The following is a 21,293-nucleotide window of genomic DNA, read 5'->3' as shown; positions in this document are numbered from 1 at the left end:
GGCGCGCCCGGGACGGGACCGCGGCGCACCCGAGCGACCCGCGCGGCGTGCCCGAGCGGGACGGGACCGCGGCGGGCCCGGGACGAGACCGCGCGTGCTCGCCGAACCGTGAGCAACGCCCCTGAAACATGAGTTTTGGGGAGGAGTACTCACGGCTCGGCGGAGGTGGGCAGTGGGCCGGAGCCCACACGAGCCCGAGGGAAGCGCCGGGAATGGGAAGGACCGGGAAGGAGAGGGGGACGGACCGGGACGGGACGGGACGGACCGGGAGGGGGACGGACCGGGAAAGGGACGGGGGGATTAGCCCAGGGCGACTTCGAGCTTCGCGGTGAGCTCGTCCACGTCGAAGTAGTTGTCGATCACGACGATGTCGGCGTTGGTCTTGCCGATCGCGGCGACCAGCTCGGACGACGTCAGGATGACCTGCGCGTCGGCCCCGATGGTGCTGACGCCGGCGATGTCCGTGGCCGTCACGTCGGCCTCGATGTCGAGGCGCTTGAGCGCCCGCTCGGCATTGACCTTGAGGATGGCGGAGGTGCCGACCCCCACCCCGCAGAGGGCGACGATCTTCATGAGGACTCCTCGATGGCCGCGCTCACGCCGAGGAGCGAACGGATGGTGTCGACATCCGTTGCCGCAGCCAGCGCGGGGATGACGGCCGGGTCGTTGAACACATTGGCCAGTTCGGCGACGAGCAGCACGTGCTCGTCGGAGCTGGTGACGGCCAGCCCGAGCACGACACTGACCGGGTCGTTGTGCGGATGCCCGAACGGGACCGGTTCGGCCAGCGTGACGATGCTGAGACCCTCCGAGTGCACGTCGGGGCCGGGCCGGGCGTGCGCGAGCGCGAGCCCGGGGGCGATGACCACGTAGGCGCCGAACTCGTCGATGACGGCGATCATGCGCCGGGTGTATTCGGGTCCGGTGGAGCCGGAGCGTTCGAGGGCGTCGCCGGCGGCGGTGACCGCTGCGCGCCAGTCGCTGACGTGCACGCCGATCGCGATGGCTTCGAGGGGCAGTGGGGGCAGTGGCATGGGAGCTTTCACGGGTTCAGAGCTGTTTCCAGGGTGGTCAGACGGTCGCGAAGCCGGCGACGATCGCGTCCGCCAGGTCTTCCCGTTCGTCCAGGGGCAGGAACGAGGCCTGGACCGCGTTCAACTGGAACACCTCGAGGTCGTCTTCGTCGTAGCCGAAGGCGTCGCTGAGCAGGGCCAGTTCCTTGGTGAGGCTGGTGTTGCTCATCAGGCGGTTGTCGGTGTTGACCGTGACTCGGAAGCCCAGCTGGTACAGCAGGTCGAACGGGTGGTCAAGCAGGTCGTCGCCCCAGGCGGCGATGGCGCCGGTCTGCAGGTTGGACGACGGGCTGAGCTCGAGCGCGATCTCACGGTCGCGCACCCACTGGGCGACCGGTCCGAGCGTGACGTAGGTGTTCTCCTCGTCTTCGCGGCCGATCTCGATGTCCTCGGCCAGGCGCACGCCGTGACCCAGGCGCAGGGCGCGGCCGTCGAAGAGGGCCCCACGGATGCTCTCCAGGCCGTCGGCCTCGCCCGCATGCACGGTGACGGGCATGAACGCCTTGGCGAGGAAGTCGAATGCGTCCCTGTGGTTGTGGGCCGGGAAGCCCAGCTCGGCCCCGGCGATGTCGAAACCGACGACGCCGTTGCCGCGGTGCCTCACGGCGAGCTCCGCGATTTCGAGGCCGCGGTCGGCGTGGCGCATGGCGGTGATCAGCTGGCCGACGCGGATGCGGGACCCGGCCTGGGCGACCAGGGCGATGCCGGCCTCCAGGCCTTCCTGAACCGCCTCGACGGTCTGGTCGAGGGTGAGGCCGTGGGTGAGGTGCTGCTCCGGGGCCCAGCGGATCTCCCCGTAGATGACGCCGTCGGCGGCGAGGTCTTCGACGAATTCACGGGCGACGCGCACCAGGCCCTCCCGGGTCTGCATGACCCCGGTGGTGACGTCGAAGGTCTTCAGGTACTCGACCAGGGAGCCGGAATCGGCCTGGTCGGCGAACCAGGTGCCGAGCGCGGCGGCATCCGTCGTCGGCAGTGCGAACCCGATCGGTTCGGCCAGTTCGATGATGGTCTGGGGGCGCAGTCCGCCGTCGAGGTGGTCGTGCAGCGAGATCTTGGGCAGGGCGTTGATGCTCGTGCCGGCACCGGGCATCAGGTAGTCCTCAGGGCTCTTGTTCACCCCCCTAATCTACCCGGGCGGGGTCCGGGAGTCTTCCTGTTTTCCAGAACCCGCCCGAACCGGCAGCGTCTTGTCAGCGGCCGATGCGCTCGGCGATCAGCGGGCCGCCGTCGAGCACGGGCTCGCCGGGGTCGCCGATCCGGTAAGCGCCGGCCACGGCCTCCAGGGCTCGGGCGAAGCGCTCGGGCTCGTCGGCGCTGAGGGTGAACAGCGGCTGACCGGCGTGCACGGTGTCGCCCGGCTTGGCGTGCAGGTCGATGCCGGCCGCGTGCTGCACGGGGTCCTGTTTGCGGGCGCGGCCCGCGCCGAGCCGCCAGGCGCCGATGCCGAACGGCAGCGCCTGCTGCTCGACCAGCACGCCGTCGCGGTCGGCGGTGACGACGTGGGTTTCGCGGGCCACCGGCAGCGCCGCATCCGGGTCGCCGCCCTGCGCCCGGATCACCTCGCGCCACTTGTCCATGGCGCGTCCGTCGGTGAGCGCTGCGGCCACGTCGACGCCGGTGATGCCGGCGAGGTCGAGCATCTCCGTCGCCAGGGCGATGGTCAGCTCGACCACGTCGGCCGGGCCGCCGCCGGCGAGCACCTCCACGGATTCCCGCACCTCGTTGGCGTTGCCGATCGCGAACCCGAGGGGCACGTTCATGTTGGTGAGCAGGGCGGATGTCGCCACTCCCGCGTCCTCGCCGAGGGCCACCATGGTGCGGGCCAGCTCACGGGAGCGGTCGATGTCCTTCAGAAAGGCGCCCGAGCCGAACTTCACGTCCAGCACGAGGGCGCTGGTGCCCTCCGCGATCTTCTTGGACATGATCGAGGACGCGATCAGCGGAATCGCCTCGACCGTGCCGGTGATGTCGCGCAGGGCGTAGAGCTTGCCGTCGGCCGGGGCCAGCCCGCGGCCGGCGGCGCAGATGACCCCGCCGGTGTCGCGCAACTGCCGGAACATCTCGTCGTTGGTGAGGTTGGCGCGCCAGCCTGGGATCGACTCGAGCTTGTCCAGGGTGCCGCCGGTGTGGCCGAGGCCGCGGCCGGAGAGCTGCGGCACGGCCGCGCCGAAGACCGCCACGAGGGGCATCAGCGGCAGGGTGATCTTGTCGCCGACCCCGCCGGTGGAGTGCTTGTCGGTGGTGGGCTTGCCGAGGCCGGCGAAGCTCATCCGTTCGCCGCTGTTGATCATGGCCATCGTGAGGTCCTTGATCTCGCGGCGGTCCATGCCGTTGAGGAAGATCGCCATGGTCATGGCGGCCATCTGCTCGTCGCCGACGTAGCCGCGGGTGTACGCGTCGATCAGCCAGTTGATCTGCTCGGTGCGGAGTGCGCCCCGGTCGCGCTTGGTGTGGATCAGGTCCACGGCGTCGAAGGCTTCGATCCGGTTCGGGCTGGTGCTCACGGTTACTCTTCCTGGTATTCGGCGAGCTGCCTCGGCCCGAAGGCGTCCGGCAGCACTTCATCGATGGTGCGCAGACCCGACACGGTCTCGAGCAGCATGCCCGGCGCGGAGTGTTCGTACAACAGTTGGCGGCAGCGGCCGCAGGGCATCAGCGTGCAGCCGTTGCCGTCCACGCAGGTGAACGCGACCAGCCGGCCGCCGCCGGTCAGGTGCAGCACGGAGACGAGGGCGCACTCGGCGCAGAGGGTGAGGCCGTAGGAGGCGTTCTCCACGTTGCATCCGCTGATCACCCGCCCGTCAGAGACGAGCGCCGCGGCGCCGACCGGAAACTTGGAGTACGGCACGTAGGCCTTGCCCATGGCGTTCGTCGCCGCCTCGCGCAGCGTCGCCCAGTCGATGTCGCCCGCCAGGGGCAGCGCGTCGGCGCCCACCCCGGTCATGATTTGATGTAGGGCTTGCCGGATGCCGCGGGACCCCTCGACGTGCCGACGAAACCGGCCACGGCGAAGATGGTGACCAGGTACGGCAGCATCAGCATGAACTCGCTCGGCACCGGGGAACCGATGATGCTGAGCACGTTCTGCAGGTTGCTGGCGAAGCCGAACAGGAGGGCGGCCAGGGTGGCCCGGATCGGGTCCCAGCGGCCGAAGATCACGGCGGCGAGGGCGATGAATCCGGCTCCGGCCGTCATCTCCTTGCCGAACGCCCCGACCGAGCCGAGCGTGAAGTACGCCCCGCCGAGGCCGACGATGGCCCCCGCGAGCGACACGTTCCAGAAGCGGGTGCGGGCCACGTTGATGCCCACGGTGTCGGCCGCCTGCGGGTGCTCGCCGACGCTGCGGAGGCGCAGTCCCCACTTGGTGTGGAAGATGCCGTAGTACACCACGGCGACGGCCACGTACATGATGTAGACGATCAGCGTCTGGCGGAAGAGCACCGGGCCGATGATCGGGATCTCGCTGAGCAGCGGGATGTTGATGCGCTCGAACCGGGGCGGCTGGTTCAGGGTGGCCGCGTTGGGCGCCATCACCTGCGAGTAGAGGAAGCCGGTGAGACCGATCACGAGCACGTTCAGCACGACACCGACGATGACCTGGTCGACGAAGTATTTGATCGAGAATGAGGCGAGCACCATGGAGACGAGCACGCCGGCGAACATCGCCGCGACCAGCCCGAGGAGGGGCTGATTGGTCAGGGAGGCGACCAGCGCGGAGGTGAACGCGCCCGCGAGCAGCTGGCCCTCGATGGCGATGTTGACCACGCCGACGCGTTCGGAGATGACGCCGCCGAGGGCGCCGAAGATGAGCGGCACGGCGAGGCTGATCGCGCCGAAGAGCAGGCCCGGCACCGGGATGGTCTTGTCCGCCGCGGCCCAGGAGAGGAAGCCGATCAGGACCAGAACCGCGAAGACGGCGATCAACCAGATCGGAACCCTGGCCCTCGACCGCACCAGCCAGGCACTGATCACGGTGATCAGGAGCAGCAGGACGCTGATCACGATGCCGGTCAGCTGGGTGGGCAGTTCCACCTCGGGCAGCTGGATCAGGTCGCTGGTCGTGGACAGGCGGAACGTGCTGATGCCGGTTCGGCCGAAGACGACCAGGAGCAGGAACGACAGCACGGTGAAGATGGACAGGGCGATCGGTGCCTTCCAGCTCCGCACGACCTCGAAGTCTGCGTCCTGGGGGGCGGCGGGCTGAATGGGCTGGACGGCCGGGGTTGCGATGCTCATTTCGCGGCCACCTCCTGGGTCACGTTGGGGAGTGCACGGCGGGTGGTGCCCGGTGCGGGCAGGCGGAAGATGGCCCGCACGAGCGGCGGGGCCGCGATGAACAGCACGATCAGGGATTGCACGACCAGCACGATGTCGATCGGCACCCCCTCCGCCGCCTGCATCGAGAAGCCTCCGGCCTTGAACGCGCCGAAGAGGATGCCGGCGGCGAAGACGCCCCACGGCTTCGAGCGGCCGAGCAGCGCGACGGTGATCGCGTCGAAGCCGATGCCGGAGTCGAGGCCGGCGCCGAAGCCGCTGGTCGTGGTGCCCAGCACCTGGTTGATGCCGGCCAGGCCGATCAGCCCGCCGGAGAGCAGCATCGCGTAGACGTAGATCCGCTTGACGCTGATGCCCGCGACGCGGGCCGCGTGCGGGTTCAGCCCGACCGCCCGGAACTGGAAGCCCAGGTTGGACCGGGACAGCAGCCACCAGGTGAAGATGGTGGCGACGATGGCCAGGATGAAGCCGAAGTGCAGGCTGTAGGTCGGGCCCAGCAGGTCGGGGAAGACCGCCGTGGCCTGGGTCGCGGGGCTTTTCGGGTTGTTCGACCCGGGGGTCTTCAGGAAGCCGTCGCGCAGCAGGTAGCTGACCAGATAGAACGCCACATAGTTGAGCATGATGGTGGTGATCACCTCGTGGGCCCCCGTGCGGGCCTTCAGCAGCCCGACGATCCCGCCCCAGAGCGCACCGCCGAGGATGCCGGCGACGAGCGCCGCCACCATGTGCAGGCCGTAGGGCAGGTCAACCGCGAAGCCGACCCAGCCGCCGAGGGCGGCCGCGATCAGCATCTGGCCGCGCCCGCCGATGTTGAACATGCCGACCCGGAAGCCGAGCGCGACACCCAGGCCGGCCATGATCAGCGGGGTTGCGAAGGTGAGGGTCTCGGTCAGCGGCTTGATTCCCGCGGCGAAACTCGGCCGGCGGAAGTTGTAGACCGAACCCTGGAACAGGGCGGAGTAGGCGCCCGCCACCGCGTTCCAGATCGCACCGAGCAGGTCGGTCGGCCGGGAGAAGAAGTAGCCGGACGCGGCCTGCACGTCTTTGTTGGTGAAGGCGATCATCACGGCGCCCACGAGCAGGGCCAGCACAACGGCGAGCACCGAGATGATGGCGTTGCCGGTGGTGATCTCGCGGAACGCCCGGTCCCAGCGGGACTGCTCGGGCGGGCGTGTCTTCGTCACGGCTTCGGTCGGGTGACCCTGTGTCGCGCTCACGCGGCAGCTCCTTCTCCGGCAGGCGCTTCGCCGGCCATCATCAAACCAAGAACGGCGCGCGGGGTGTCGCCGGGAACGATGCCGATGATGCGCCCGCGGTACATGACCAGGATCCGGTCCGCGAGGGCGGCGACCTCGTCGAGTTCGGTCGAGATGACGATCACGGGCGTGCCGGCATCCCGGGTCGCGACGATGCGTTCGTGCACGAACTCCACGGAGCCGACGTCGAGCCCGCGGGTGGGCTGGGCGGCGACGAAGAGGCGCAGGTCGCGGCTGAGTTCGCGGGCGAGCACGACCTTCTGCTGGTTGCCGCCGGACAGCCGACCGACGGGTGTCTCGATCCCCTGGGAGCGCACGTCGAACTCCTTGACCTTGGCCCGGGCGAAGTCGGCGAGGGCGGAGCGCTGCACGTTCCACCGTTTCACGAACGGCTTCGCGTTCGAGCGGTCGAGCATCAGGTTCTCGGCGATGGTGAACTCGCCGACCAGGCCGTCCTCGTTGCGGTCCTCCGGCACGAAGCCGACTCCGGCGTCGAGCACCTGGCGCACCGAGTGCCCGCGCAAGGACTTGCCGTCGAGGGTGATCTCCCCCGAGACCCGCTGCTGCAGGCCCATCAGGGCCTCGGTGAGTTCGGTCTGGCCGTTTCCCTGCACCCCGGCGATAGCGAGGATCTCGCCCTTGTGCACGTCGAAGCTGACGTTGTTGACCAGGATCTGGCCGTGCGGATCGAGCACGGTGAGGTTCTTCACCGAGAGGGCGGCTTCACCGGGCACGGCCGGGCCCTTGTCGACGGTGAGGTCGACCGCGCGGCCGACCATCAGGGAGGCCAGCTCCACGTTCGTCGCGGTCGGCGAGGCCTCACCGACGACCTTGCCCAGGCGGATGACCGTGATGCGGTCCGCGACCTCGCGCACCTCGCGCAGCTTGTGGGTGATGAAGACGATGGACGTTCCGTTGGCTTTGAGCTGGCGCATGATGGCCATCAGCTCGTCCGTCTCCTGGGGCGTGAGCACGGCGGTGGGCTCGTCGAAGACGAGCACCTTCGCGTCGCGGGACAGCGCCTTGATGATCTCGACCCGCTGCTGCACGCCGACGGGGAGATTCTCGACCAGGGCGTCGGGGTCGACGTCGAAGCCGAACCGGTCGGAGATCTCGCGCACGTGCGTGCGGGCCGCGGCCAGGTCGAGGCGTCCGCCGGCCCGGGTCTCCTCGTGGCCGAGCATGACGTTCTCGGCGACCGTGAAGACGGGGATCAGCATGAAGTGCTGGTGCACCATGCCGATCCCGGCAGCCATCGCGTCGCCGGGTCCGGCGAAGTGCTGCGGTTTGTCATCGAGCAGGATCTCGCCCTCCTCGGCCCGGTACAGGCCGTAGAGCACGTTCATCAGGGTCGATTTACCTGCGCCGTTTTCGCCGAGCAGCGCATGGATTTCTCCGGCCTCGACGGTGAGGTCAATGTGGTCATTCGCAACCAGGGCACCGAATTTCTTCGTAATGCCTCGAAGTTCGAGCTTCATGTGGTCGATTCTATTCAGTAGCGAACGAAAGTTGTCGCGCTTGCTCATATGTTGCAGGTCGTGCGGGACTTCGCTCATCTGTGGGTGTTCTGCTCGTCCGCAGCGCGGCAGCAGCCGCGGCCTAACGCAGCCGGGGAGGCCTGCACTGATGCAGACCTCCCCGGGTCACTCTCGGTACGCCGCGCCGCCTACTTGGGCGTGGCGGGCGACTCCACCTTGAGCTTGCCGCTGATGATGTCGGCCTTGATGGCGTCGATCTCGGTCACCAGGGCCGGGTCGACCTTGGATTCCCAGTCGTGCAGCGGGGCGATGTCCACGCCCTTGTTCTTCAGCGTTCCGACGTAGGGGTCAGCTGAGAACTCGCCGTTGCCGTCGTCGACGATGATCTTCTTGGTGGCATCCGTCATCTGCTTGAGCACCGAGGTGAGGTACAGCGACGCGAACTCGGGAGTCGTCTCGAACAGGTCGCTGTCGACGCCGATGATGGCGACGTCCTTGCCGGAGTCCTGGATGGCCTGCGCGGTGCCCTGGAAGAGCGGGCCGGCGACGGGGAGGATGATGTCGGCGTTCTGGTCGATGAAGCCCGCGCTCAGCGTCTTGCCGGCGCTGATGTCATCGAAGCTTCCGGCGAAGGTGCCGGCCTGGGCGGCCTTGTCCCAGCCGAGGACCTTGACGTCCGTGCTCTTCTGGGTGTTGTAGTAGGCGACGCCGTCGACGAAGCCGTCCATGAAGATGGTGACGGACGGGAACTGCAGTCCGCCGTACGTGGCGACCGTTCCGGTCTTGGTGGTGCCGGCCGCGAGGTAGCCCGCGAGGAACGCGGCCTGGGCGGTGTCGTAGAGGACCGGCTTGACGTTGTCGAGCATCAGCGGGCTGAAGTCGTCGTTGGTGAGCGCGGAGTCGATCAGCGCGAAGTGGGTGTCCGGGGCGGCCTTGGCCGCGTCGCGGGTGGCGTTCGCCAGGGCGAACCCGACGGTGAGCACGAAGTCGCAGCCCTGGTCGACCATGCTGCTGACGTTCGGGCCGTACTGGTCCTCCGACTTGGACTCGGCCTGCTGGAACTTGACACCCAGTTCGTCCGCGGCCTGGGTCATGCCCTCGAAGCTGGACTGGTTGAACGACTTGTCGTCGAACCCGCCGAAGTCGGAGACGATGCAGGGAAGATAATCGGACTTCGCGGCGCCGTCGCTCGAATTGTCATTGGTCGGAGCCGGGGCACAGGCTGCGAGCAGGGCCACCACGCCGAGCGTGGCAAGTCCGCTGAAAACGGCCTTACGTTTCGTGATTGTCAAGATGACCTCCAATGATCGCCCGGCGCGGGTCCGCAGGGGGCTGTATTGGACTACACGTTACCGAATGTTTCACTGCTCAAAGGAGCAAACTCAGACAGTGGCCGAATGGTTATGAACCCTGGGCCCAGCCCGGTCGAAATCAGCCCCGATCGGGGGTGAAAGCGCGAGCAGTGTCGGTCAGAGCACGTCGCTGCTACCGGAGAGCTTCAGCGCGTCGACCACGGCCTTGACCTTCTGGGCGTTGGCGCTGGTGGTGACCAGGAGGGCGTCAGGGGTGTCGATCACGACGATGTCCTCCACCCCGATCAGGGCGATCATGCGGCCGGTGTGGCTGACCACGATGCCGCTGGACGAGTCGGCGAGCACGCGCGCGCCCTCACCGAGGATGGCGAGGTCGCGCTTGCGCCCATTCGCGTGGATCTTGGCGATCGACGCGAAGTCCCCCACGTCGTCCCAGTCGAACTGGCCCGGGATGACGGCGAGCTTGCCGCGGGCCGCGACCGGCTCCGCCACCGTGTAGTCGATCGCGATCTTCTTCAGGCGCGGCCAGATCCGGTCGACGACGGCGCCGCGGCGCGGGGTGTCCCAGGCGTCGGCGAGTTCCAGCAGGCCGGCGAGCAGCTCAGGCTCGGCCGCCCCGATCTCCTCGAGCAGCCGGTCGGCCCGGGCGATGAACATGCCCGCGTTCCAGAGGTAGTGGCCGTCTGCCAGGTATTCCCTGGCGGTGTCGAGGTCAGGCTTCTCCACGAAGGAGTCGACCGACAGCGCGCTGGCGGCCTTCTCGATCTGCAGCGCGCCGGCCGTCTTGATGTAGCCGAAACCGATGGCCGGTTCGGTGGGACGGATGCCGATGGTGACGATGTAGCCGGCGTCGGCGGCGGCCACCGCCTCCACCACGGCCTGGCGAAAGTGGAACGGGCTCTTGATCACGTGGTCGGCGGCGAAGGAGCCGATGATCACGCCGGGTTCGCGTTTCTCGAGGATGGCGGCCGCCAGCCCGATCGCCGCGGTGGATTCCCGCGGTTCGCTCTCGAGCACCACGTTGTGGTCGGCCAGCTCGGGCAGCTGCGCCTCGACGGCGGCGCGGTGCGCGCGCCCGGTCACGACCATGATGCGCTGGTCGCCCGACAGCGGGGCGAGTCGGTCCCAGGTGTCGCGCAGCAGGGTCTGGCCGGAACCGGTCAGGTCGTGCAGGAACTTCGGCGCGTCAGCGCGCGAGAGCGGCCACAGCCGCGATCCGATCCCGCCGGCGGGGATCACGCTGTAGAAGCGGCCGAGGGCATCCGTGGAGTCTGACATTGGGCCAGACTACCGTCTGGGCACCACTGTTAAGGGTGCGTTCACCGGCCCGACCGGGTGAGTCCCTACGCTCGCGGCATGCGGGTCGCACTCATCACCGAAAGCTTTCTGCCCACCGTCAGCGGCGTCACCACGAGCGTCTGCCAGGTGCTCGATCACCTGGCGCGCTCCGGCCACGAGGCCATGGTGATCGCGCCCACCGGGGCCCCGGCCGCCTACGCGGGGTTCCCCGTGCACAGCGTGCCGGCGGCGCGGTACCGGCAGTTCCCGGTGGGCATGCCGAGCCCCCAGGTGCACCGGCTGCTGGCCGACTTCGCCCCCGACGTGCTGCACGCGGCCTCACCGTTCCTGCTCGGCGCCCAGGGGATCGCGGCGGCGAACCGCCTGGACATCCCGAGCGTCGCCGTTTTCCAGACGGATGTCGCCGGTTACGCCCGCCGCAACGGCCTCGGCCCGGCCGCCGCCGCGGCCTGGCGCTTCGTCAGGTGGGTGCACGAGGGCGCCGACCTCACCCTGGTCCCGTCGACGGCGTCGATGCTGGACCTGCGCCGCATCGGCCTGCGCCGGCTGGACCGCTGGACCCGCGGCGTGGATCTGGCCGGCTACCACCCCAACCGGCGCACCGACCCGGCCGTCGCCGCGCTGCGGCAGCGGCTTGCCCCGAACGGGGAACTCGTCGTCGGCTACGTCGGCCGGATGGCGCCGGAGAAGCAGGTGGAGCGGTTCCGGGCGCTGCGGGGCGTGCCGGGCATCCGTCTCGCCCTCGTCGGCGACGGGCCCTCGGTGCCCGCCATCGAACGCGCCCTCGCCGGGATGCCGGTCAGCTGGCTCGGCCGACTGGACGGGGCGGCGCTGGGCCGCGCCTACGCCGCCTTCGACCTGTTCCTGCACGCCGGCACCGAGGAGACCTTCGGCCAGACCCTGCAGGAGGCGCACGCGGCCGGGCTCCCGGTCGTCGCCCCGCGCGCGGGCGGCCCGATCGACCTGGTCGCGCACGGGGAGAACGGCCTCCTCTTCGCCCCGGACGACGAATCGGACCTGCGCCGGTGCGTCACCCTGCTGACCCGGGACCCGGCCCTGCGGCTGCGGATGGGCGAGGCGGGACGGCGGAGCGTGCTCGGCCGGTCCTGGCAGAACGTCTGCGACCAGCTGCTCGGACACTACGAAACGGTGATCGACGACCGGGCCGCCGTGCGCGCAACGGTTGCGGTTCCGCTATCAATGCAGCGCTAGCGGGCCGAGAGCGTTTTATCTCGGCGCAGAGAGACTTAGGATAGTCACACGTGCGCACAGCGCATTGTCGGCCTGATTCGTCGAGGCCGCTACTCAGCCAGGGAGGGTTGGTCATGCCAGAGCAGGCAGCGACACTGACATCCCAGCAGAAGACGACATCGCGTCGCCCCGCCGGCACCCTGTATCGGGGCCGCGAGGGTATGTGGTCGTGGGTCCTGCACCGGATTACCGGTGTTGCGATCTTCTTCTTCTTGCTGGTTCACATCTTGGACACCGCGCTGGTGCGCGTGAGCCCTGAGGCGTACAACGCGGTCATCAGCAGCTACCAGACACCGATCATGGGCCTCGGTGAAGTCGCGCTGGTCGCGGCCATCGTCTTCCACGCGTTCAACGGCCTGCGGATCATCCTGATCGACTTCTGGAACGCCAAGTACCAGAAGGTCATGTTCTATGTCGTGATCGCGCTCTGGATCATCACCATGCTCGGCTTCGCGCCGCGCCACCTGATCAACGTGTTCAGCGAATAGGACGGGGAGACTCATGACAACCACAATCGAAGCTCCCCGCAGCCCCTACGCCCGTTCACCGCGCAAGCGCGGCGTGAACTGGGAAAAATGGGGCTGGATTTACATGCGCGTCTCCGGCGTCGTGCTGGTCGTGCTCATCTTCGGCCACCTCTTCGTCAACCTCATGGTCGGTGAGGGCGTCAGCGCCCTCAACTTCGCGTTCGTCGCGGGCAAGCTCACCACCCCGTTCTGGGCCGTGTGGGACATCATCATGCTCTGGCTCGCCCTGATCCACGGCGGCAACGGCATGCGCACCATCGTCAACGACTACGCCACGCAGCGGCTCACCCGCGGCATCCTGAAGTCCGCCATCCTGGCCGCCGTCGTGATCCTGATCACCCTCGGCACGCTCGTGGTCTTCACCTTCGATCCCTGCCCGGCCGGTTCACCCGCCGACCTTCTGCCTTCGTTCTGCTCGGCCATCTAGGAGCTGCAAACACCCAAATGACTACGGATGCTGTAACCGCGCCCACTGAGTCCACCATCGTGGACGGCGTGCACTACCACCAGTTCGACATCGTGATCGTGGGAGCGGGCGGTGCCGGCATGCGTGCCGCCATCGAAGCCGGCTCCGGCGCGAACACCGCGGTGATCTCCAAGCTCTACCCGACGCGCTCGCACACCGGTGCAGCGCAGGGCGGGATGGCCGCGGCCCTCGCCAACGTCGAGGAAGACAACTGGGAGTGGCACACCTTCGACACCGTCAAGGGCGGCGACTACCTTGTCGACCAGGACGCGGCCGAGATCCTCGCCAAGGAAGCCATCGACGCGGTCATCGACCTCGAGAACATGGGCCTGCCCTTCAACCGCACGCCGGAGGGCAAGATCGACCAGCGCCGGTTCGGCGGCCACACCAGCGACCACGGCAAGGCCCCGGTTCGCCGGGCCTGCTACGCCGCCGACCGCACCGGCCACATGATCCTCCAGACGCTGTACCAGAACTGCGTCAAGCGCGGCATCAACTTCTTCAACGAGTTCTACGTGCTCGACCTGGTCATGACACCGGTCGACGGCGTCGACCAGCCGTCCGCGGTCGTCGCGTACGACCTCTCCACCGGCGAGCTGCACGTCTTCCAGGCGAAGGCGTTCATCTTCGCCACCGGCGGTTTCGGCAAGATCTACAAGACCACGTCCAACGCGCACACCCTCACCGGTGACGGCGTCGGCATCGTCTGGCGCAAGGGCCTGCCGCTCGAGGACATGGAGTTCTTCCAGTTCCACCCGACTGGCCTGGCCGGGCTGGGCATCCTGCTCACGGAGGGTGCGCGCGGCGAGGGAGCAATCCTGCGCAACGCGGCCGGTGAACGGTTCATGGAACGCTACGCCCCCACGATCAAGGACCTCGCGCCGCGCGACATCATCGCCCGCTGCATGGTCAAGGAGGTCGCGGAAGGCCGCGGCGCCGGTCCGAACAAGGACTATCTGTACCTCGACTGCACCCACCTCGGCGCCGAGGTGCTCGAGACCAAACTGCCCGACATCACCGAGTTCGCCCGCACCTACCTCGGCGTCGACCCGGTCACCGAGCCGGTTCCGGTGATGCCCACCGCGCACTATGCGATGGGCGGCATCCCGACCAATGTGAACGCGGAAGTGCTGCGCAACAACACCACCGTCGTTCCCGGCCTGTATGCCGCCGGCGAATGCGCCTGCGTGTCCGTGCACGGCTCCAACCGTCTCGGCACCAACTCGCTGCTCGACATCAACGTTTTCGGCAAGCGCGCCGGCAACAACGCCGTCGCGTACGTCAAGACCGTCGACTTCACCCCGCTGCCCGCGAACGCCGCGACGTTCGTGAAGGACCTGCTCGAGGGCATCCGCACCTCGACCGGAACCGAGCGCATCGCCGTGCTCCGCAAGGAACTGCAGGAGATGATGGACGCCAAGGCGCAGGTGTTCCGCACCGACGAGTCGCTCAAGGAAGTCACCGACACCATCCACACCCTGCGCGAGCGCTACAAGAACATCGGCGTGCAGGACAAGGGCCGCCGGTTCAACACCGACCTGCTCGAGGCCGTCGAACTCGGCTTCCTGCTCGACCTGGCCGAGGTCGTCGTGTTCTCCGCCCGCAACCGCAAGGAAAGCCGCGGCGGCCACATGCGCGACGACTTCCCCCTGCGCGACGACGAGAACTACCTGGTTCACACCATGGCCTACCTGACCGGAGACCCGCACTCCGCCGACGCGGCCGACCACATTGCGCTGGACTGGAAGCCGGTCACCATCACGCGCTACCAGCCGATGGAAAGGAAGTACTGAGTTGAGTACCGCAACCGTGAGCGCTTCGACCACCCCCGTGGTGCCGGAGGCGATCGAGTCCTTCACCGTCACGCTGATCATCCGCCGGTACAACCCCGAGGTAGACGCCGAACCGCACTGGGACGACTTCGACGTGCAGATGTACCCGACGGACCGGGTGCTGGACGCCCTGCACAAGATCAAGTGGGAACAGGACGGCAGCCTGAGCTTCCGCCGCTCGTGCGCGCACGGCATCTGCGGCTCGGATGCGATGCGGATCAACGGCCGCAACCGCCTCGCCTGCAAGACGCTGATCAAGGACCTCGACATCACGAAGCCCGTCTACGTGGAGGCGATCAAGGGTCTGCCGCTCGAGAAGGACCTGATCGTCGACATGGAGCCGTTCTTCGAATCGTTCCGCGCCGTGCAGCCCTTCCTAGTGGCCAACAACGCCCCCACCGACGGCAAGGAGCGCCTGCAGACGGTCGCCCAGCGCGAACGCTTCGATGACACCACCAAGTGCATCCTCTGCGCCGCGTGCACGTCGAGCTGCCCGGTGTTCTGGACGGACGGCCAGTACTTCGGCCCGGCCGCGATCGTGAACGCGCACCGTTTCATCTTCGACTCGCGCGATGACAATGCGGCCGTTCGCCTCGACATCCTCAACGACAAGGAAGGCGTGTGGCGCTGCCGCACCACCTTCAACTGCACCGAGGCCTGCCCGCGCGGAATCCAGGTCACCCAGGCCATTTCCGAGGTCAAGCAGGCCATGCTGCGAGGAACGAAGTAACCGAACGGGTTCCAAAAGGCCGGCCTCCCCACGATCATTCGTCGTGGGGAGGCCGGCCTTTTCGCGTTCCGGGCCGCACGGCCGCCGCCTAGGCTGAACAAGTGAAAACTCCCGCCGCCATCGACCGCACGAAGACCCTGATCAACCGGGTCATGCGCTCGCGCCCCGTGCGGGTGTACACCCGGTTCGGGGACAGCGGGGGGCCCATCCTCGCCGGCGGCATGTCCTACCAGGCCATCTTCGCGACGTTCGCGGCGCTGTGGCTTGTCTTCTCCATCGCCGGGCTGTGGATCACGTCGAACCCCGACCTCGAGCTGACGCTCTACTCCTTCATCAACCAGTCCGTTCCCGGGCTGATCGGCAAGGACGGCGTGATCGACCCCACCGACCTGGCCAATGCCCGGGTCTTCGGCTGGTCCGGCGTGCTCGCCCTGGTCGGCCTGCTCGCGACCGTGCTCGGCTGGCTCTCGACGACGGCGCAGGCGGTGCGCACCATTTTCCGGATGCCGCCCGACAAGACCTTCGTCCTCTGGGTGAAGTTGCGGGAGCTGGGCCTCGGCCTGCTGTTCGCGGTGGTGCTCGTGGTCTCGGCGCTGATCTCCATCGCGAGCACCGAGGCGCTCGGGGCGCTGTTCGGGCTGGTCGGCGTCTCCCGGGATTCGTTCTGGTTCAACGCGGCCGCCCGCTCGGTCGGGCTACTCCTCGTGCTCGTGATCGACACCATCACCCTCGCCGCACTGTTCCGGGTGCTGTCCCGGCTGCGGATCCCCTTCCGCCAGCTCATCACCGGCTCCCTCCTGGGCGCCGCGGGCCTGGGCGTGCTCAAGATCCTCGGCAGCACGCTGCTCGCCGGCGCCGGCCGCAACCCGCTGCTCGCCACATTCGCCGTGATCATCGGGCTCCTGATCTGGTTCAACCTGACCAGCACGCTGACGCTGCTCTCGGCATCCTGGATCGCCGTCGGGATGGATGACGCCGGACTCTCGCCACGTCGGATCAGCGCGGACGAGGTTGCCGCGGAGAAGCTCCGGCAGGAAGAGGAGGCGCTCCGGGTGGTCGTGCTGGCCGAGCTCCGGGAGGCCCGGAATGCACACGACGTCGCGACCTGGCCCAGCCGCCTGCTCACCGCGCGCCGCCTGCGCGCCGCCGAGAAGCGAGCCGCAGAGATCGCTGCCGGCGACCCCGGTCCAGAGCCAAAGTAGAATCGGGGGATGCCTTCCGCTTCGACCGCCGCTTCCGACCCTGCCACTTCCGACCCTGCTTCGTCCGCCGCGTCCGCGGCTTCCGCGGCTTCCGTTGCTGCCGACCCGACGCGCCTCCGCATCGCCAGCGTCAACGTGAACGGCGTGCGCGCCGCCTACCGCAAGGGGATGGGCGACTGGCTGGCCGAGCGGGACGTGGACATCCTCGCCCTCCAGGAGGTTCGCGCGTCGACCGAGGACCTCGAGGGGCTGCTCGGCCCGGAGTGGAACATCCTGCACGACGCGGCGACCGCGAAGGGCCGGGCTGGGGTGGCCCTGGCCAGCCGTTCCTCGGCCACCATCCACCGAGTCGAACTCGGCGCCACGGAGTTCGACAGCGCGGGCCGCTGGCTCGAGGCCGACTACCTGGTCAACGGCAAGGTGGTCACCGTGGTGAGCACGTACGTGCACTCGGGCGAGGTCGCCACCCCGAAACAGGTCGAGAAGTTCAAGTTCCTCGACGCCATGCTCGCCCGGCTGCCGGAACTGGCCGCTCACAGTGAACGGGCCGTCGTGCTCGGCGACCTGAACGTGGGCCACCGCAAGCTCGACATCAAGAACTGGCGCGGCAACGTCAAGCGGGCCGGCTTCCTGCCGGAGGAACGCGCCTACTTCGACCGCATCGTCGGCGCCGAAGACGCACCCGACTACAACGCCGGGGCCGGCCTCGGCTGGGTCGACGTGGGACGCAAATGGGCCGGCGACGTGGACGGACCATTCACCTGGTGGTCCTGGCGCGGCCAGGCGTTCGACAATGACACCGGCTGGCGGATCGACTACCAGCTGGCCACGCCGGCGCTGGCGGCATCCGTCACCGACTATGCCGTCGACCGGGCGGCGGCCTACGACCAGCGCTGGTCCGACCACACCCCCGTAGTCGTCGACTACTCCCTCTGATTCCCCTCTCCCTCTAATTTCTCTCTCCCTTTGGTTTCCCTCCCTCTCGCGCCGCCGGTCCTGACGGCGGCCACACGCTATGAAAAGATCTGATCACATGACCAAACCCCGCCTGTACTCCGGCATGCAACCGTCCGCCGACTCGCTCCAGATCGGCAACTACATCGGCGCGCTGCTGAACTGGAAGTCCCTGCAGGAGACCCACGAGGCGTACTTCTCGATCGTGGACCTGCACGCCCTCACCGTGGCGCAGGACCCCGCGAAGCTGCGGGAGAACACCCGGCGCACGGCCGCGCAGTACATCGCCAGCGGCATCGACCCGTCGGCGTCGACGTTGTACGTGCAGTCGCATGTGGCCGCGCACGCCCAGCTGGCCTGGGTGTTGAACACGATCACCGGTTTCGGCGAGGCCAGCCGGATGACCCAGTTCAAGGACAAGTCCGCCAAGCAGGGCTCTGACGGCACCACGGTCGGACTGTTCGCCTACCCGATCTTGATGGCCGCGGACATCCTGCTCTACGACACGGTCGTCGTGCCGGTCGGCGAAGACCAGCGCCAGCACGTCGAACTCACCCGCGACATCGCGGCACGGTTCAACTCGCGCTTCGGGGACACCTTCGTGATTCCGGAGGCGGACATCGTCAAGGAGACCGCCAAGATCTACGACCTGCAGAACCCCACCTCGAAGATGTCCAAGTCGGCCGAGTCCCACGCCGGGGTGATCTGGTTGCTCGACGCGCCGGCGGTGACGGCGAAGAAGATCATGCGCGCGGTGACGGATGCCGATGGCGGCGTGGTCTTCGACCGCGAGAACAAGCCGGGTGTGTCCAACCTGCTGACGATCTACTCGGTGCTGGCGGAGCGGTCCGTGCAGTCGATCGAGGACGAGTACGCCGGCCGCGGCTACGGGGACCTGAAGAAGGGGCTCGCCGAGGTGGTCACCGGCACCTTCGGCCCGATCCGCTCGCGGGTGCTTGAGCTCCTCGACGACCCGGCCGAATTGGACCGCCTCCTCGCGCTGAACGCCGACCGCGCCGCCGGGGTCGCCAACGCCACGCTGGCGCGCGCCTTCGACCGCGTCGGCCTGCTTCCCCGCCGCTAGCCGTGGAACCGGTCGACCTGTCCTCACCGCTGCTGCGGCTGGACCAGCCCACCCCCGCGGACGCCGAGACGATCTTCGCGTACTGCCAGGATCCCCTCTTCGAGAAGTACCTCACCGTGCCGTGGCCGTACACCCGGGCGCACGCGGACTCCTTCATTGCGGAGTACGTGCCCGGCGGCTGGGCCTCCGACCTCGAGTACACCTGGGCCGTGCGGGCCGCCGATGCGCCCGAACTACTGGGCGTGATCGGCTTCCGCGTGCCGGACGCGTCACTCGGCTACTGGCTCGGGGCCCCGCACCGGGGGCGCGGCCTCATCCCCGAGGCGCAGCGCCTCGTCATCGACTGGGTCTTCGCCAACGGCATCGTCTCCACGGTTAACTGGCAGTGCCTGGTCGGGAACATGCCGTCCTCGCGCACCGCCTGGCGGGCCGGGTTCACGTTCACGGGAGAGGCCCCCGCCGTGCAGGTGCACCGCGACGGCACGTACCCGCCGGCNGGCGGGCCGGGTTCACGTTCACGGGAGAGGCCCCCGCCGTGCAGGTGCACCGCGACGGCACGTACCCGCCGGCCTGGCACGGGCGCCTGCGCGCCACCGACGACCGGGCGCCGAAGCCCGGCTGGCCGGCCGGCGTCGCCGGCTAGCGGGTGTCCGCTCCCGCCGCGCCTGCCGCGTCTGCCGCGTCTGCGGTCGCCCCGGCGGTACGGCTTGACCGGCCTGGCGAATGCGTCCAGCTGGGCGTCCCTTCAGGGCATGCGTGGGGCTAACTCAGGACAACCGTCATTTTCTGGCTCTTCGGCCCCGGAATCTCACGGGCCGCTCGCAGCTTTTCGGCGAATCTCCTGAGTTAGCCACAGGCGTTGGGCGCGAACGGGGCCGGCTGTCTGGAACTCGACGCCCGGCCGCAAACCCGTAAACGTACTGGTCAGACGATGAACGTGCGGAAGTGGCCGGTGGCCGAGAGGAGTCCGGTGATCGCGGCGACGATTCGTTCCGGGTGGTGGACGATGTCGCGGTAAAGCACCCGCAGGCTCAGGTAGCCCAGCGCCGCGAGGACACGGTCCCTGGACCGGTCGCGGACGTGTGCCTCCCACCCGTCATGGTGCTGCCTGCTGTCGGCCTCCACCACGATCCGCCCCTCCACGACCATGTCGACCCTGCCGACGCCCGAGATCTCCACCTGGATGTCGAAGTCGAATCCGGCCTCCCTGACGACGAAGCGCAGCAGCGTCTCCTGCCCGGATTCGCTGCGCGCGTCGATCAGCGGTCGCAGATACTGAAGGTCGCCAGGCAGTGCGGCGAAAATGGCGGTCACGTCCTGGGACGTAGTCTGCCTCTGATGCAAGGCGTTGTCGAGTGAAGCGATCGCGGATCGTGGCTGTTGGCACCGAAAAATTTGAACCAGCGAATCGGTCAACGCCACGCTGAACTCAGTGCCCGCGGTCGGAGCGAGCAGCCCACCCCAGTGAAGTTCCACGCCGTCGCGGTTGTCGGCGGTCAGCTGCTGCAAACGGTCGTGCGGAGCCCGCAACCGTGAGGCGTTTGCATCGAGGTGGATATGCGCGAAGGTGCTGTCCAGCGCGAAAATTCCGGCATGTGCCGCGGCGGAGACGCAGGCCAGTCGCCCGCCGAGCCTCACCGCCTCCAGAATGTGCGCATCCGTACCTGGAAGCGCATAGTGGCCCCGGCGAGCTCTCACCAGGAAGCCGTTCTCGACGGCGCCCCGCAGCACGCGCCAGTTGGCGCCGGCGGCGTTCAGCGCTCCGGTTTCGGCGATCTGCAGGTTATTGACGCGAAAGTAGTCGGCCCAGGTCATGACCAGCAGTGTGGGCAGCCTCCGGGGTCTTCCGCCGGATCACAGGAGACCGGGGGGAAAGTCCCGGGTTCCAGCTCTGGGGAGAACTCATGGTTCCCTGCCGTCCCGTGGCTAATTCAGGAGGATCGGCCGGACGGAGTCATGCCGCCGCACCGCTCCGCAGCCCGGTATCGCCGGGGCGACGCTTTTCCTGAGTTGGCCACCGAGGTGGGGGAAGTGAGGATTGGGGTGGCGGATGCCGAAACTCGGCGGGCGGGGCGCTAGACGACGTCGGCGTCTACCCAGTCGAGGGACTTGGTGATGGCCTTCTTCCAGTTGCGCAGCAGGCGGTCGCGCTCGGCGACGTCCATCCTCGGCTCCCAGCGGGCGTCTTCCTGCCAGTTGGCGCGCAACTCGCCGAGGTCGTTCCAGAAGCCGACCGCCAGCCCGGCCGCGTACGCGGCGCCGAGGGCGGTCGTCTCGGCCACGACCGGACGCACGACGGACACGCCCAGGATGTCGGCCTGGAACTGCATCAGCAGGTCGTTGGCGGAGGCGCCGCCGTCGACCTTGAGCTCGGTCAGCGGCACTCCGGAATCGGCGTTGACCGCGTCCAGCACCTCGCGGCTCTGGTACGCGATCGACTCGAGGGCGGCCCGCGCGATGTGGCCCTTGTTCACGTACCGGGTCAGTCCGACCAGTGCGCCGCGGGCATCCGCACGCCAGTACGGCGCGAACAGGCCGGAGAAGGCGGGA

21 protein-coding genes are annotated in these 21,293 nt (G+C 68.3%); 9 read left to right on the top strand and 12 right to left on the bottom strand.

Going from position 1 to position 21,293, the window contains the following annotated elements:
- Positions 1 to 300 precede the first annotated feature (300 nt).
- From E3T37_RS04050 to E3T37_RS04005, 10 genes are all read right to left on the bottom strand, one after another.
- Positions 301 to 573 carry a PTS sugar transporter subunit IIB gene (locus tag E3T37_RS04050; protein WP_134365557.1) on the bottom strand — a complete coding sequence of 91 codons (273 nt, stop codon included), beginning with the start codon at positions 571 to 573 and terminating at the stop codon, positions 301 to 303.
- Positions 570 to 1,034 carry a PTS sugar transporter subunit IIA gene (locus E3T37_RS04045; protein WP_134365556.1) on the bottom strand — a complete coding sequence of 155 codons (465 nt, stop codon included), beginning with the start codon at positions 1,032 to 1,034 and terminating at the stop codon, positions 570 to 572. Before E3T37_RS04045 ends, E3T37_RS04050 begins: the two co-directional genes overlap by 4 nt.
- Positions 1,035 to 1,071: 37 nt before the next feature.
- Positions 1,072 to 2,166, bottom strand: a complete 1,095-nt coding sequence (locus tag E3T37_RS04040) for an adenosine deaminase (RefSeq protein WP_134365560.1) — start codon at positions 2,164 to 2,166, stop codon at positions 1,072 to 1,074.
- Between the two features lie 100 nt (positions 2,167 to 2,266).
- Complete coding sequence (locus E3T37_RS04035) at positions 2,267 to 3,580, bottom strand: thymidine phosphorylase (protein WP_134365555.1); 1,314 nt, start codon at positions 3,578 to 3,580, stop codon at positions 2,267 to 2,269.
- A 2-nt stretch (positions 3,581 to 3,582) separates the two neighbouring features.
- Positions 3,583 to 4,020 (bottom strand): cytidine deaminase, encoded by a 438-nt coding sequence (locus E3T37_RS04030; protein ID WP_134365554.1) that lies wholly within the window; start codon positions 4,018 to 4,020, stop codon positions 3,583 to 3,585.
- Positions 4,017 to 5,312: an ABC transporter permease gene (locus tag E3T37_RS04025; RefSeq protein ID WP_134365553.1), complete on the bottom strand. Its 1,296-nt coding sequence runs from the start codon at positions 5,310 to 5,312 to the stop codon at positions 4,017 to 4,019. The genes E3T37_RS04030 and E3T37_RS04025 overlap by 4 nt, the downstream gene beginning before the upstream one ends.
- Entirely contained in the window at positions 5,309 to 6,568 is a 1,260-nt protein-coding gene (locus E3T37_RS04020) for an ABC transporter permease (RefSeq protein WP_370292265.1), read from the bottom strand. The genes E3T37_RS04025 and E3T37_RS04020 overlap by 4 nt, the downstream gene beginning before the upstream one ends.
- Positions 6,565 to 8,085: an ABC transporter ATP-binding protein gene (locus E3T37_RS04015; protein WP_134365552.1), complete on the bottom strand. Its 1,521-nt coding sequence runs from the start codon at positions 8,083 to 8,085 to the stop codon at positions 6,565 to 6,567. Before E3T37_RS04015 ends, E3T37_RS04020 begins: the two co-directional genes overlap by 4 nt.
- A gap of 188 nt (positions 8,086 to 8,273) precedes the next feature.
- Positions 8,274 to 9,377: a BMP family protein gene (locus E3T37_RS04010; protein ID WP_134365551.1), complete on the bottom strand. Its 1,104-nt coding sequence runs from the start codon at positions 9,375 to 9,377 to the stop codon at positions 8,274 to 8,276.
- A gap of 177 nt (positions 9,378 to 9,554) precedes the next feature.
- The gene (locus E3T37_RS04005) at positions 9,555 to 10,676 is read right to left on the bottom strand and encodes a mannose-1-phosphate guanylyltransferase (RefSeq protein ID WP_134365550.1); all 1,122 of its coding nucleotides are present in this window, start codon (positions 10,674 to 10,676) and stop codon (positions 9,555 to 9,557) included.
- 78 nt (positions 10,677 to 10,754) lie between these two features.
- On the opposite strand from E3T37_RS04005, the gene E3T37_RS04000 reads away from it, so the two are divergent.
- The 9 genes from E3T37_RS04000 to E3T37_RS03960 all read left to right on the top strand — a co-directional run bounded on the left by E3T37_RS04000 (position 10,755) and on the right by E3T37_RS03960 (position 19,588).
- On the top strand, positions 10,755 to 11,909 hold the full coding sequence (locus E3T37_RS04000) for a glycosyltransferase family 1 protein (RefSeq protein ID WP_134365549.1): 1,155 nt from the start codon (positions 10,755 to 10,757) through the stop codon (positions 11,907 to 11,909).
- 113 nt (positions 11,910 to 12,022) lie between these two features.
- A complete protein-coding gene (gene sdhC, locus E3T37_RS03995; protein WP_134365548.1) occupies positions 12,023 to 12,436 on the top strand; it encodes a succinate dehydrogenase, cytochrome b556 subunit in 414 nt (137 codons plus the stop codon).
- 13 nt (positions 12,437 to 12,449) lie between these two features.
- Entirely contained in the window at positions 12,450 to 12,902 is a 453-nt protein-coding gene (locus E3T37_RS03990) for a succinate dehydrogenase hydrophobic membrane anchor subunit (RefSeq protein WP_134365547.1), read from the top strand.
- A 17-nt stretch (positions 12,903 to 12,919) separates the two neighbouring features.
- The gene (gene sdhA, locus E3T37_RS03985) at positions 12,920 to 14,734 is read left to right on the top strand and encodes a succinate dehydrogenase flavoprotein subunit (protein WP_134365546.1); all 1,815 of its coding nucleotides are present in this window, start codon (positions 12,920 to 12,922) and stop codon (positions 14,732 to 14,734) included.
- Position 14,735: 1 nt separating this feature from the next.
- On the top strand, positions 14,736 to 15,503 hold the full coding sequence (locus E3T37_RS03980; protein ID WP_174235684.1) for a succinate dehydrogenase iron-sulfur subunit: 768 nt from the start codon (positions 14,736 to 14,738) through the stop codon (positions 15,501 to 15,503).
- Positions 15,504 to 15,604: 101 nt separating this feature from the next.
- On the top strand, positions 15,605 to 16,705 hold the full coding sequence (locus E3T37_RS03975; protein WP_134365545.1) for a YihY/virulence factor BrkB family protein: 1,101 nt from the start codon (positions 15,605 to 15,607) through the stop codon (positions 16,703 to 16,705).
- A gap of 9 nt (positions 16,706 to 16,714) precedes the next feature.
- On the top strand, positions 16,715 to 17,641 hold the full coding sequence (locus E3T37_RS03970) for an exodeoxyribonuclease III (RefSeq protein ID WP_134365544.1): 927 nt from the start codon (positions 16,715 to 16,717) through the stop codon (positions 17,639 to 17,641).
- 97 nt (positions 17,642 to 17,738) lie between these two features.
- Positions 17,739 to 18,743 (top strand): tryptophan--tRNA ligase, encoded by a 1,005-nt coding sequence (gene trpS / locus E3T37_RS03965; protein ID WP_134365543.1) that lies wholly within the window; start codon positions 17,739 to 17,741, stop codon positions 18,741 to 18,743.
- 2 nt (positions 18,744 to 18,745) lie between these two features.
- Positions 18,746 to 19,588: a GNAT family N-acetyltransferase gene (locus tag E3T37_RS03960; RefSeq protein ID WP_166806069.1), complete on the top strand. Its 843-nt coding sequence runs from the start codon at positions 18,746 to 18,748 to the stop codon at positions 19,586 to 19,588.
- A gap of 79 nt (positions 19,589 to 19,667) precedes the next feature.
- On the opposite strand, the gene E3T37_RS03955 is transcribed toward E3T37_RS03960, so the two are convergent.
- Positions 19,668 to 20,558, bottom strand: coding sequence for an endonuclease domain-containing protein (locus E3T37_RS03955; RefSeq protein ID WP_134365541.1), 891 nt, complete (start codon positions 20,556 to 20,558; stop codon positions 19,668 to 19,670).
- A gap of 260 nt (positions 20,559 to 20,818) precedes the next feature.
- Positions 20,819 to 21,293 (bottom strand): FGGY-family carbohydrate kinase (locus tag E3T37_RS03950; protein WP_241975762.1); only part of this gene is annotated, 475 nt, incomplete at its 5' end.

Origin of the sequence: Cryobacterium sp. TMT2-10 (assembly GCF_004403075.1) — a bacterium.
GTDB classification, from domain to species: domain Bacteria; phylum Actinomycetota; class Actinomycetes; order Actinomycetales; family Microbacteriaceae; genus Cryobacterium; species Cryobacterium shii.
This window is presented reverse-complemented; position numbering and strand designations above follow the sequence as displayed.